This is a genomic window from Bifidobacterium sp. B4079 (assembly GCF_026537385.1).
GTDB lineage: Bacteria > Actinomycetota > Actinomycetes > Actinomycetales > Bifidobacteriaceae > Bombiscardovia > Bombiscardovia asteroides_I.
On the sequence record NZ_JAFNMH010000006.1, the window covers coordinates 1 to 12,928 of the forward strand.

8 protein-coding genes are annotated in these 12,928 nt (G+C 59.7%); 4 read left to right on the forward strand and 4 right to left on the reverse strand.

Going from position 1 to position 12,928, the window contains the following annotated elements:
- Positions 1 to 405 precede the first annotated feature (405 nt).
- Positions 406 to 1,242, reverse strand: coding sequence for an alpha/beta fold hydrolase (locus J3T95_RS08810; RefSeq protein ID WP_267451148.1), 837 nt, complete (start codon positions 1,240 to 1,242; stop codon positions 406 to 408).
- A gap of 563 nt (positions 1,243 to 1,805) precedes the next feature.
- Here J3T95_RS08810 and J3T95_RS08815 point away from each other — a divergent pair.
- The 4 genes from J3T95_RS08815 (at position 1,806) to J3T95_RS08830 (ending at position 9,356) form a co-directional block, all read left to right on the forward strand.
- A complete protein-coding gene (locus J3T95_RS08815; protein ID WP_220236579.1) occupies positions 1,806 to 4,793 on the forward strand; it encodes a glycoside hydrolase family 3 C-terminal domain-containing protein in 2,988 nt (995 codons plus the stop codon).
- A gap of 244 nt (positions 4,794 to 5,037) precedes the next feature.
- Positions 5,038 to 7,467, forward strand: a complete 2,430-nt coding sequence (locus tag J3T95_RS08820; protein ID WP_267451149.1) for a glycoside hydrolase family 3 C-terminal domain-containing protein — start codon at positions 5,038 to 5,040, stop codon at positions 7,465 to 7,467.
- Positions 7,460 to 8,131, forward strand: a complete 672-nt coding sequence (locus J3T95_RS08825) for a hypothetical protein (RefSeq protein ID WP_220236577.1) — start codon at positions 7,460 to 7,462, stop codon at positions 8,129 to 8,131. The genes J3T95_RS08820 and J3T95_RS08825 overlap by 8 nt, the downstream gene beginning before the upstream one ends.
- 175 nt (positions 8,132 to 8,306) lie before the next feature.
- Positions 8,307 to 9,356, forward strand: a complete 1,050-nt coding sequence (locus J3T95_RS08830) for a glycosyltransferase family 2 protein (RefSeq protein WP_267451150.1) — start codon at positions 8,307 to 8,309, stop codon at positions 9,354 to 9,356.
- Here J3T95_RS08830 and J3T95_RS08835 read toward each other — a convergent pair.
- The 3 genes from J3T95_RS08835 to J3T95_RS08845 all read right to left on the reverse strand — a co-directional run bounded on the left by J3T95_RS08835 (position 9,320) and on the right by J3T95_RS08845 (position 12,895).
- The gene (locus J3T95_RS08835; RefSeq protein WP_267451151.1) at positions 9,320 to 10,687 is read right to left on the reverse strand and encodes a sensor histidine kinase; all 1,368 of its coding nucleotides are present in this window, start codon (positions 10,685 to 10,687) and stop codon (positions 9,320 to 9,322) included. The genes J3T95_RS08830 and J3T95_RS08835 overlap by 37 nt on opposite strands.
- The gene (locus J3T95_RS08840) at positions 10,684 to 11,394 is read right to left on the reverse strand and encodes a LytR/AlgR family response regulator transcription factor (RefSeq protein WP_267451152.1); all 711 of its coding nucleotides are present in this window, start codon (positions 11,392 to 11,394) and stop codon (positions 10,684 to 10,686) included. The genes J3T95_RS08835 and J3T95_RS08840 overlap by 4 nt, the downstream gene beginning before the upstream one ends.
- A gap of 142 nt (positions 11,395 to 11,536) precedes the next feature.
- Entirely contained in the window at positions 11,537 to 12,895 is a 1,359-nt protein-coding gene (locus J3T95_RS08845) for an MFS transporter (protein WP_267451153.1), read from the reverse strand.
- Between the last annotated feature and the right edge of the window lie 33 nt (positions 12,896 to 12,928).

Sequence of the window (12,928 nt, forward strand, 5' to 3'; positions counted from 1 at the left end):
GCCGGGCGGGCATCGGACTGGCAATCAAAAAGCTATAAGTAGCACAAACACGCTCTTGAGTTCTCAAACCACCACCACACCAACAGCACCAAACCCTCCAAAGAGAACTCAACACTGCCGGGCAGCAAGAAGTAAACTTACACGAACTTGGGTTGTCCCGCAAATTGGCATAGAAAATTATCGAGGGATCCCAATGATACCGGGGATTCTACGGCGTGTCGATTTTCATCGACATAGTCCCCGTCTCATCGACCTTCGTCTATCCATGAACCCCGCACACTCTTCAGCGAGGCTCAAACCTATCTCTTCAATGACTCATATTAGTAGATTTAGTACCAGGAGGATCTATTTCCACCCTGCAGATGAGCCCCAACGACGAGGCAACCATTCCTGCTTAATCATGCGCTACAGGCAGATGGCTTTAACCATTGCCGCGAAGCGTTCTGGCTCATCCCACTGCGGGCAGTGCCCGGACCTGCCAAAGCGGATAAACCGATGCGGGCTTTTCAATCCATCTGCGAACCGCGCAACCAGACTGCCCGGCAGATGACGGTCATATTTGCCGCTGATGAAATAGACCGGCGCCCCGAAGGAGGTTTGCCCGCTGAAATCGACTCGCTCCAGCTCGGCATTCAAGCGTGCCCGGGATTGAGCCACGCCCTTGGCATGGTTGAGCAGACGCGGCCAGTTGTAGTAGGGCGAGCGCAGATAAGCCATGATCCGTTCCAAGGATCCGAACAGCATGGCAGCCCCGCCACGAGACAGCAACTCATCGATCATCAGCACCATGTCGGCAGCCCCGCTCTCTCTGCTGACGATCGAACCGAGCTGGGAACCCGAACTCTGTTTCCCCCAATGCCGTCTTAAGCGAAGAGCGGCGCGCATGCTGACAACCTGTCCAAGGCCGATGTAGCAGCGGATAAGAGAGGGATACCGCTTCACCATCTCCAGCCCCAGGACGCTGCCCCATGAATGGCCGATGAGAATGAGGGAATCATGCCCGTAGGCGTGAAGAAGCTCAAGCACAAACTGGTGAACATCCTCGACCATCGAATCAATGGTCACCACCTCGCCGGGTGCAAAAGGATGGTAGGACAGCCCGCTGCCCCGCTGATCCAAGTTGATGAAGCGGAAATCCCGCTCCAAGGCCGCGTTGTAGCGCATGGTCAACGGAATGCAGGCATCGCCGGGGCCGCCATGCAGATAAAGGACGATAGGGGCAGGACGAGGTGCCGGATTCATCGAGAAAACCAGGCGTGTGCCATTGATCTGCGTCCTATATAGGCGAGAGCAACTGGGAACCACGTCGGCACGACTAGTCATGGAGTTATTTTATCTGTACCCTTATCTATCTCTTGCCTTATGGCTGCACACTGGCCCCCTCCCTCTAGGCACGGAACTAGAAACATTCAATTGCGACATAGCCCGTTTCTTTAAGGGTCGCCCGGCATCATCGCGGTCCCGGACGATTCCGTTCCGACAGTTTGCCGTTCGCCGCAAAAGGAAGCTGCTCCATATGTGCCCTGCCAAGCCAGACCAGACGAGGACCAGTCCTGATCACACGCAAATAAACGCCACAAAACAAGTCAGGTTATGCGGCAAATTCGACAGTTCACGCATATGCCACCACAAGAGACGTCATCAATGATTGACTGTAACTGTGGCATAAAGGCGTGTCGATGCAGCTGAAGATCGCTCGCCCACCCAGGATGCGGATCACAGTTCAAGCGCTCCGTCTTCTTCGTGACCGGCCCATAGTCGCGGCCGGGTGAAGCTTCGGCAGAGAATAGAGGAAAATAGCGAACATGTTCAGTGTCAATCTGAGCGATGTGGTCGCCGTACTCAAGTCGCTGATACCCCAGTTGGTGGTCATCGGCGTCTTTCTGGTACTGGCCCTGCTGATCACGATCGCCGTGAACAAGCACACCGTCAAAACCGTAGCCAACCGGAAGATGATTCACTCCCAGTCCTGGCTGGTGGCCTTCGTGGCTGTCGTTGCAGCCTTGGCGACCATGCTCCTGGGGCCCTTGTCCAACCTGATAACCAAGTCCACCAACAAACATGAGCTACAGCCTGCGACGGTGGCGGCCGCGCGCAACCTAGCCGAGGACATCCAGCGCGAATCCGTCACCATGCTGCAGAATTCCGATGGGACCTTACCCCTGAAGTCCAACAAGGTCAACGTCTTCGGATGGGCCTCGACCAACCCAGTCTATGGCGGCACAGGTTCCGGCTCCATGTCAGCCGACAATCCCACCACCAGCCTGCTCGATGGCATCTCCTCAGCCGGACTGAAGACCAACAAGGAGCTGAGCGATTTCTATACCAAGTACCGGGCAGACCGCCCCAAGGTCGAGATGTTCGCCCAGGACTGGACCCTGCCCGAGCCCACAGCTGACAAGTACACCAGCAAGCTCATGGATGATGCCAAGCAGTTCTCCGACACCGCTGTGGTGGTCATCGGCCGAGTCGGCGGCGAGGGCGCCGACCTGCCGAAGGACATGAGGGCCAAGGACATCACTTATCACGACAACGACAAGGCCAACCCGGACTTCAAGGAGGGCCAGAGCTTCCTCGAGTTGTCCAAGCCTGAAAGCGACATGATCGCCAAGGTCGCCAGCTCCTTCAACAAGGTGGTCCTGGTTTACAACGGAGCCAACACCTTCAACCTGAACTTTGTGGGTCAATATCCGCAGATCAAGTCCGTCCTCTGGTGCCCGCCCCCTGGGCAGGCCGGCTTCACCGCCCTTGGCGAGGTCTTGAAAGGCAAGGTCAACCCTTCGGGCAAGACCTCCGACACCTTCGTGCGCGACCTGACCAAGACACCGACCTACAACAACTTCGGCTCATTCACCTACACCAACATGGACGACCACAAGGCCTCCTTCACCGGATTCACCGGCAAACCCGAAACCAGTACACCCACCTTCGTGGACTACAACGAGGGCATCTACGTGGGCTACCGCTTCTGGGAGACCGCGGCCAAGGAAGGCCTGATCAACTACGACCAGATGGTCCAGTACCCCTTCGGATACGGCCTGTCATACACCACCTTCAGCCAGAAGATGGGACCGATCCATCATGCTGACGGGAAGATCTCCTTCGACGTGACCGTCACCAACACCGGCGCCAAGGCCGGCCGCGACACGGTTCAGACCTACTTTGAGCCCCCCTATGTCAACGGGGGCATAGAGAAGGCCAGCGCCAACCTGGTCTCCTTCAAGAAGACCAAGACCCTGGATCCCGGCAAGAGCCAGACCATCACTGTGAACTTCAAGGACGAGGACATGGCCTCCTATGATGCCGATCATGCCAAGGCCTACGTGCTGGATCAGGGCGACTACGGCATCTCCATCCGTTCCGACTCCCATCGTCCGATCCAGTCCGACACGGTCAACATCGCCCAGACAGTCACCTATGACAAGAGCAATCCCCGCTCCGTCGACAAGGTCGCGGCCACCAACAGGTTCGACGATGCCAAGGGTACGGTGACTTATCTGTCCCGGGCCAACCACTTCGCCAACTATCAGGATGCAGTAGCGGCACCCAAGAGCACCGAACTGCCTGAGGAGGCCAAGGCCCACTTCTACAACAACAGCAACTATGATCCCAAGAAGTTCGACAACGACAGCGACAAGATGCCCACGACAGGCGCCAAGAACAACGTCAGGCTCTACCAGCTGCGCGACAAGAAGTACGACGATCCCATGTGGGACAAGCTGCTGGACCAGCTCAACGTCAAGGACATGGACAGCCTGATCGCCATGAGCGGCTATGGTACGCAAGCCGTCAAGGGCATCGGCAAGATCGAGCTCACCGACGCTGATGGACCAGCCGCCCTGAACAACAACTTCACCAAGGTCGGCTCCCTGGGCTTCCCCTCATCCACCTCCCTGGCCTGCACCTGGAACCCCGGTCTGGCCACCCGCTACGGCGAGATGATCGGCACCATGGCCCATGATATGGATGTCTCCGGCTGGTATGCGCCGGCCTTCAACATCCACCGCAGCGCCTTCTCCGGACGTAATTTCGAGTACTTCTCCGAGGACCCCGAAATCAACGCAGTCATGGGATCCAACGAGGTTGCGGCAGCCCGGTCCAAGGGCGTCTACGCCTTCATGAAGCACTTCGCCATGAACGACCAGGAGACCAACCGCACCAACATGCTGGCCACCTGGGCCAACGAGCAGACCATCCGCGAGATCTACCTGAAGCCATTCCAGGCTGCTGTGGTCAAGGGCGGCGCCCAGGCTGCCATGAGCTCCTTCAACTACATCGGCACTACCTACGTGGCCGCTTACGCGCCGCTGATGCAGGATGTGCTGCGCGGCGAGTGGGGCTTCCGCGGCATGGTGCTGACCGACTACTTCGGCGTCTATGGTTACCAGAACGCCGATCAGTTGATCCGTAACGGGAACGACGCCATGCTGGCCACCACCGAGGTAACCAACCATGTCAAGGACAAGAGCGCCACTTCGGTCAAGGCCATGCGCCAGGCCAGCCACAACATCCTCTATACGGTTGTGCACGGCTACAAGTACGCCAACGGCGACCCCAAGGTGCAAACACCAGCCTGGCAGATTGCCCTCTACGTGGCGCTGGTTGTGCTGGCCCTTATCTTCCTGGCCCTGGAGTACCTGGCCTTCAGAAGATTCAAGGCACGGCGCAGCGCTGTCGACGTGGGCACCCTGAGCGATCTGGCGGACGATGCCCGGAAGACCCGCGCCCAGGATCCGGCCAGCATGGAGTCCACGCCGTCCGAGGACAGCTCCAACCAGGGGCCGACGGCCTGATCCTCCATCTGTGTCGATTCGCTCCCCGGCGGACGGTGCATAGGTCCGTCCGCCGGGGAGCGAATCGACACACCCGTTGGCGCCTGGGCAGCATTCATGTCAGGAAAACAACAGGTTATGCAACCCGCTCCAGCAGGCCTCGGCAGTCGGGGAATAATGAAATTCAGCACCAATCCGAGGCCAATTGTGGAAGCAACGAGGGTTCCCGCCACAGGATCAGCCCCCGTCACAGAGAGAGAACACTATGGAAGTCAAGGATCTGACAGTTCTGGAACGGGCATCGCTGCTCTCCGGAAAATCCACCTGGGCAACCCGTGCCTTGAAGAGGGCGGGCATCCCGAGCATGGTCCTGAGCGACGGGCCGCACGGCCTGCGCCGCCAGACTGGATCAGGGGACAACCTGGGCATGGGCAAGTCCAAGCCCGCCACCTGCTTCCCTACAGCGGGCACCGTAGCCTGCTCATGGGACCCGGAATTGGCTAAGACCATGGGCCAGGCACTGGGTAGCGAGGCCAGAAGCCTGAGCGTCAACATGGTTCTGGGTCCGGGCATGAACATCAAGCGCAACCCCCTGTGCGGCAGAAACTTTGAATACTATTCCGAAGACCCCCAGGTGGCCGGTCGCATGGCTGCAGGCCTGATTGAAGGCATCCAGTCCCAGGGCGTGGCCGCCACCCCCAAGCACTTCGCCATGAACAGCCAAGAGCTGCGCCGCCAGGCATCCGATTCCGTGGTGGACGAGCGCACCATGCGCGAGCTCTATCTGACCGGATTCGAGATTGCTGTGCGCCAGGCCCACCCTTGGGCCATCATGACCTCTTACAACATGGTCAACGGCACCTATGCCAACGAGAATCCCCACCTGCTCAAGGACATCCTGCGCAAGGAGTGGGGCTTCGACGGAATGGTGGTCTCGGATTGGGGCGGTTCCAACAGCGCAGTCGCCGCAGCCGCCAATGGCTCCTCCCTGGAGATGCCCCAGGCCGGATATGACTCCGTGCGACAGGTCGCCAAGGCCGTGCAGGAGGGCCGCCTGGACGAAGCCGACCTGAACGCTCGGGCCGAAGAGGTGGCGCGGCTGGCCAAGCTGACCTACCACTCTGACATGGATCCTGATGGGAACCTGACCGCGGATCAGATACGGGACCACCATCAGGTGGCACGGAGAATCGCCGAGGGATCCGCCGTCCTCCTGGTCAACCGGGAAGGATGCCTGCCACTGGCCGCCGGCACTAGGATCGCCCTGGTCGGGGATATGGCCAAAACCGCCAGGTTCCAAGGATCCGGATCCTCTAAGGTCAACGCAGCCAAGCAGGAAAGCATGCTGGACCTGCTCAGGCAGGGCAACGGCGACGGCCTGGAGCTGGCCTCCTACAGCCAGGGCTACGAACGCCATGGCGAGAAAAACCAGTCTTTGATCGACCAAGCCGTGGCTGCGGCTGGCCAGGCTGACGTGATTGTCGCCTGTGTGGGCCTGGATGAACGCAGCGAATCCGAGGGCCTGGACCGCTCCCACATGGACATTCCCAGCAACCAGGTCGACCTGATCAAGGCCCTTGGCGCGACGGACAAGCCCCTGGTGGTTGTCCTGGTGGCGGGCTCCCCCGTCACCACCGACTGGATTGACCAGTGCGATGCCGTTCTCTACATAGGACTGTCCGGGCAGGCTGGAGCCTCAGCCACCCTGAACATCCTGACCGGCAGGGTCAACCCCTCTGGCCACCTGGCGGAAACCTGGCCCAAATCCTATGCCGACTGCCCCAGCGCCGACTGGTACCCCGACCCTGCGCACGAATCCATCTACCGGGAGGGCCCATTCGTCGGCTACCGCTACTACCTGACCGCCGACGTGGAGGAACGTTTCCCCTTCGGCTATGGCCTGTCTTATGCACACTTCGCCTACGCTGATCTGTCGGTGGACGACAAGGGAGCCACTTTCACCCTGACCAACGACTCGGACAGGCAGGGGGCCACGGTCCCCCAGCTCTACGTCCAGGCTCCCAAGGGTGGCGTGCTCAGGCCAGTCCGCGAACTGAAAGGCTTCAAGAAGGTCAGGCTGGAGGCCGGCCAATCAACCCAAGTCCGCATCGACTTCGACCAGATGACCTTCCGGCACTTCGATACGGCCAGCAACTCCTGGCAGGTCGAGTCCGGCGACTGGACCATCATGATCGGGTCCGACGCTCGCAGCATGGAGCTGAGCGAACACCTGAAAGTCCAGGGCACCGTCGACCCGCAGAGTCCAGACCCAGCCCTGGGCGCCTATCTGACCGGCCGAGTCAAAGAAGTCGACGACGACGCTGTGACAGCGCTCTTCGGTCACCCGGTGGTCCGGCAGGGTGCCGTCAAAACCTTCGGCGTCAATGATCCTCTCTCATCCTGGAAGGACTCCAGAAGCGCCCTTGCCAGGTTCGTGGCCAATTTCCTGGCCAAGAGCGAGAGCCGCCACGAGGCCAAGACCGGCAACCCCGACCTGAACACCCTCTTCTTGCTCAACATGCCCCCCAGGGCCATGGCCAAGATGACCAACGGGCTGATTGACACGGCCATGGTCGAGGCCATCGTGCGCATCCCCAATGGCCACCTATGGCGGGGGTTGGGCGGATTCATCGCCGGATTCTTCAGAAACATGTCCGCCAACCGCAGGACCGGAAAGGAGCTCAATCATGAGTAATCAGCACAGCCAGCAGGCCGGACAGCCAGCCCAGGGGAAGGCGGCGACGACCTCGCAGTGGGCGATTGTCCGCTGGTGGCAGCGGTTCAGCGACCGGCACACCACCCTGGCCCAGTTCATCGTCTTCTTCATCCTGTCCAACGGGGTCACCGTACTGCAACTGGTGCTCATGCCCGTGCTCAAGGCCATCTTCAACGGAACCTCCCTGGTAGGCACCAACTTCCAGATCTGGCGCATGGGGACCGTCGGCGGCAAGCCCTATTACCTGTTCGACTACGCGGCCGGATCCATCGGCCACGGCGGCGGGGGCGGCCTGGCCTACTTCCTCGCGGTGGAAATCACCCTGCTGATCGCCCAGATCATCAACTTCTTCCTCCAGCGCAACATCACCTTCAAGTCCAACTCCTCAGTCTGGAAGGCGGCCTTCTGGTACCTGGTGGCCTACGTGATCATCACCATCATCGCGGCGGCGCTGCAGGGCTGGTACAAGGACCCCATCTACGGCTTCTTCCAGCACACCCTGAACTGGGGCAGCCTGGGAACCACCATTGCTGACCTGGTCACCATGATCATCAACTCGGCCATCTCCTTCTGGGTCTTCTTCCCCATCTTCAAGGTCATCTTCCGTCAGGAGCCCACTGAATCCAAGGCGAGCGCCCAGTAAAATTCCGGCCCCGCTCCCCCGGCCGACAATGAACCGGCATGCATCGGCGGCCAGAGGGGCGGGGTCTTTTCCTCATACCCATCATGTACAGTGGTCGCATACAACGGCCGCCGGCGGGATTGCGGCGACCCCGTCGACATACCCGCCGACCCATTCTTTTGCGAAGTGATCGTTCATGACAGCTGACCGCAAGGCCTCCACGAACCTGCCCGTTCTCACCTTCATCGTCCCCGCCTATAACATGGCCCGGCATCTGCCGACCTGTCTGGATTCGCTCCTGAGCCGGGAGGAGGACGATCTGGAGGTCATCGTGGTCAATGATGGGTCCACCGATGCCTCAGCGCAGGTAGTGCAGTCATATGAGGCACGCCATCCGCGCACTGTCCATCTGATCGACCAGACCAACAAGGGCCACGGCGGCGCGGTCAACACCGGCCTGGCAGCCGCCCGAGGTCGCTACGTCAAGGTGGTCGATGCCGATGACTGGGTGGACCCGACCTCGCTGAGCCTGGTCCTGGACCAGCTGCGCGACCAGTCGCGACGTACAAATCCGGTGGACATGGTGGTCACCAACTACGTTTACGAGAAGGAAGGCCGCAAGCATAAGCGGGTCATCAACTTCCGCAGCGTCATGGAACCAGGGCGGGTGCTGGACTGGAACCATCTACGGCGGTTCGGGCTGGCCCAGTACATGATCATGCATGCCCTGATCCTGCGCACCGAGGTGCTCCGCCAGGCACACACCCGCCTGCCTGAGCATACCTACTACGTGGACTTCATCTACTCCTATCAGCCCTTGCCCTGGGTGCACACCCTGCTCTACCTGGACACGAATTTCTATCACTATCACACCGGCCGGGAGGGCCAGTCAGTACAGACCTCGATCATGATCGCCCGGGTTTCCCAACTGCTGCTGGTCAACGGGCTCATGGCTGAAGCGACTCCTGATCCGGGGACGGTTCCCCGTGGGCTCTATCGTTATATGATTCACTATCTGTCCATCAACTGCGTGGTGACCTCGGTCTTCCTGATTCTCTCTCGCAAGCCCAGCAACTATCGGAACAAGGCCATGCTCTGGAACAGGCTGGAACACCGCTCCCCGGTCATCGCCTCCGACGTGCGCTCCACTCTGCTCTGTCGGATGGTCAACATGCCGGGCCGGCCGGGCCGCTTGGCCATCCGCCTGGGCTATAAGGCCGCCGAGGCCGCTATGGGCTTCAACTGATTACCCTCCCTCGGCAGGAGCACGCAGAGGCTGAACCAGTGATGCTCGGCACGCAGGGTCATTTCGCCCTGATAGCGGTGGGCTATATGCCGAATGGACTTGACCCCGTATCCATGCAGGCCATCATCGGTCCTGGTCTTGGTGGTGGCCAGTTCGCCATTGCCCTTCCAGTTCAGGGGCGAGGTGAAATAGTTTTCGATGCGGATCACCACGAATTGTTCTCGGGCGTAAAGGGCCACCTTGATCAGGCGGCGGTCGGGTTCCTTGACCTTCCTTAAAGCCTCAATGGCATTGTCCAAGGCGTTGCCGAAGAGGGTGGAGACGTCCATGGGCGACATCCCCTCCAGGAGCGAGCCGTCAGCCACCATGGTCAGAGTAATCCCCTCTTGGGAGCAGATGCGTTCCTTGGTCGACATGACCACGTCCAGAATGGGGTTGCCGGTGTGCTGCTGCGACCCATACCTTCCTACCGCAGCCTCCAGCTCCTCGAAGTCCTGGGACTTGCGCTCAGGGTCCATCTGCGAGCGCAGGGCGGCGATCTGATGCTTGAGGTCGTGGGCAAGCCTTCCCATGGCCTCCAAATTCTCCTTGGAACGCACATACTCCCGGTGTTGGCTGTAAGCCCGGGCATTGATGGAGGCCAGCTCGGCGCTGGTATAACTCTCCCGCAGCTGCTCCTGCTGGGCGTAGAGCATGGCGAATCCGCACAGATCCACCAGGGTGCGGATGTAGAAGACCTCCAGGCCGACCCGACCGGAGAAGGGGGTGTTGGTGGAGACGAAGCTCAGATTGGACATGGCGAAGGTGACTACAGCGATGACCGCTGCTATGAAGACGCTGCGTCCAGGCACGGAAAGCTGGGCATCGGCGAAGTTGCGCCTTTCCGCCACCCAGGCCAGCAATCCTACGCCGCCGTAGATAAGCACTAGCAGGATCAGGGAGGCCGGGTCGTACAGACTGTGGTTCGAGGGCCGCATGAAGGAGTCCAGCTGCCAGTGCAGGGAGGCGACCAGCTCAGCCAGGACGAAGGCACGGGCCAACAGATAAGCCCCATCCAGCGCACTCAATCTTGAAGCCAGCATGATGATGGCGTACATGCAGGCCACGGCCAAGCACATGCTGATGATCCAGAAGGCGATAGGCAGGGTGCCGGCCCAGTACTGGACCCCGATGAGCGCAGCCAGACCGGGCAGAAGCACAGCCACCATTCTTAGACGTGAGGTTCTTACCCCGATGGCCAACAGATAAACCAGACAACCCAGCCATTCGCTGATGGCCGTATAGAGTCTGGGGATGTCAGGCAGAGCGTTGAGGATGTGGGTGTTGGTCATGGCCGACCCGCCACGTAAGCGGTAAGAGCCGTCATAAAAGACTTCTTGCGTGGTCGACTGACCCGCAGCCGCTGACCGGTCGACATGATGCAGTCCTGGTTCTCAATGCCCGTCACATGGGCCAGATTGACCAGGTAGCAGGAATTGGAGCGGAAGAATCCCCGCTGGCCCAGCTGGCCCTCCAGACTCTTCAGAGTGCTGTTCGTAGTCAATGAAGCATCCAAGGTGTGGATGACGCTGCTGTGATGGACAGATTCGATGAAGACGATGTCCTTGAGGGGGATCCGGGTGGATCGGGCACCATCGGTGATCAGAATGGACAGGTCCACGCTGCCACGCACCCTGGCGATGGACCGGTCCAGCTCCTGGGAGAAGGCGAACCAAGGCAGGGGCTTGAGCAGGTAGGAGAGAGCGCCTACCTCATAGCCGTTGATGGCGTATTGGGGAGCAGAAGTGATGAAGACGATGACCACCGACTCGTCGTGGGCACGCACCTTGCGGGCCACTTCGATCCCGTCCATAGGGGTCATCTGAATGTCCAGAAGAAGGATGTCATATACGGGCCGGTAACCATCTGCAAAAGCCTTGCCGTCGGTGAAGACGCTGACTGCCAGCTCTTCCTGGCGTTCCTTGCGGTAACGGTTCAAATAGTTGACCATGGATCGACAGCTGATGGAATCATCATCCACCACTGCGATTCTTATCATCCTGGCGCACGCTCCTTACCCCGTCAGCCAGGGACCCATAGCCGACGTTATCACCATCCTTCCATGATATCGGAGTCGGCCGCACGGCAAACCCCGCTTGCCCGAAGCCGAACTCGGGCAAGCGGGGATACACTGCCCGGGCTCAGCGGCCGTCGACCACCCGTACGGTCTTATAGCGCTCGGCCCTGGTCAGAATCAGGAAGCAGATTATGCCCAGCAGGGCGGATACGGCTATGATTGCGAAGCCTACGTTCCAGCCGGACTTGCCCACGAGTGAGCCGATTCCGTAGGAGGCAGTAGCTTCTCCGAATATGTAGCCGAACAGGCCCACGAAACCGGTAGTGCTGCCGATGGCAAAGCGCGGCGCCAGATCAATGGTCAGGGCGGCGATCAACATCTGCGGCCCGTAGACGAAGATGCCCATCAGAGCTATTTCCACGTCAATAGCCCAAAGGTCGCTTGAGGCCCAATAACCGAGGAAGACCACCCCCAATAGAGCCATCAGGCCTGCTGCCATGCCAGCCCGCTTGCCGTGGAAGAAGTGATCACTCATCCAGCCAATCAGGATGGTCCCCGGGATGGCCGCATACTCGAAGAGAGCAAAGCTGGAGCGCGCCTGTGCGAGGGAGAATCCTTTGGCTTCGTTCAGATAGATGGGGATCCAGTTAAGCACCCCGTAGCGCAGGATGTAGACGAAAGCGTTGGACAAGGCCAGCACCCAAATATAGGGGTTGGAAGCCACATACCGCAGGAAAATCTGCACAATGGACAGGTCGGAGTGGGACTGCATCTTGGCGGCGTCAATTTTCTCGCCCTGGTATTCCTCGGCCTTGTACTCCTGGATGGGTGGCAGACCTACCGATTCAGGGGTATCTGCGCCCAGCAGCACTACCAGCAGGGCCATGATCAGCGAGATGACCGAGGGGACGAAAAAGATGCTCTTCCACATGTGAGGTCCGAAGGCGGCCAGGGCCACGCCCACAATAGGCGCTACGGTGCCCGAGCCTAGATTATGGGAGGTGTTCCACATGGACACGAAGGAGCCTCGCTCTTTTTCAGCCCACCAGTTGGACAGCGACTTGTGGGCCGCAGGCGCCCCCATGCCCTGGAAAATGCCCAGCAGGACCATGAGCACCATCATGACGCCCTTGCTGGCCGTAGCCCCGAAGATCAGGTTGAGCAGGGCGGACAGGACCAGTCCGGTGGCGATGTAGTAACGGGGATTGGATTTGTCGGAGAGCATGCCCATGACGAACTTGCTGATGCCGTAGGAGACGGCCAGGCAGAGCGTGATCAGCCCTATATCCGCCGTGGTGAAACCATAGTTGCGCTTCAGATAGGGGGAAGCCACGGAAAAGTTGGAGCGGATGATGTAATACCCGGCGTATCCCAGATAGATGCTGAAGAACACTCGGATGCGATAGGAACGATATGTCGCAGGAATCTTCTTCTCAGGAACCTTCACCTTGGCAGGAGGGGCTGGCTTGAGAAAAGCAAACATGGTTTGAACTACTCTCTCTTTCCTTTTGCAATC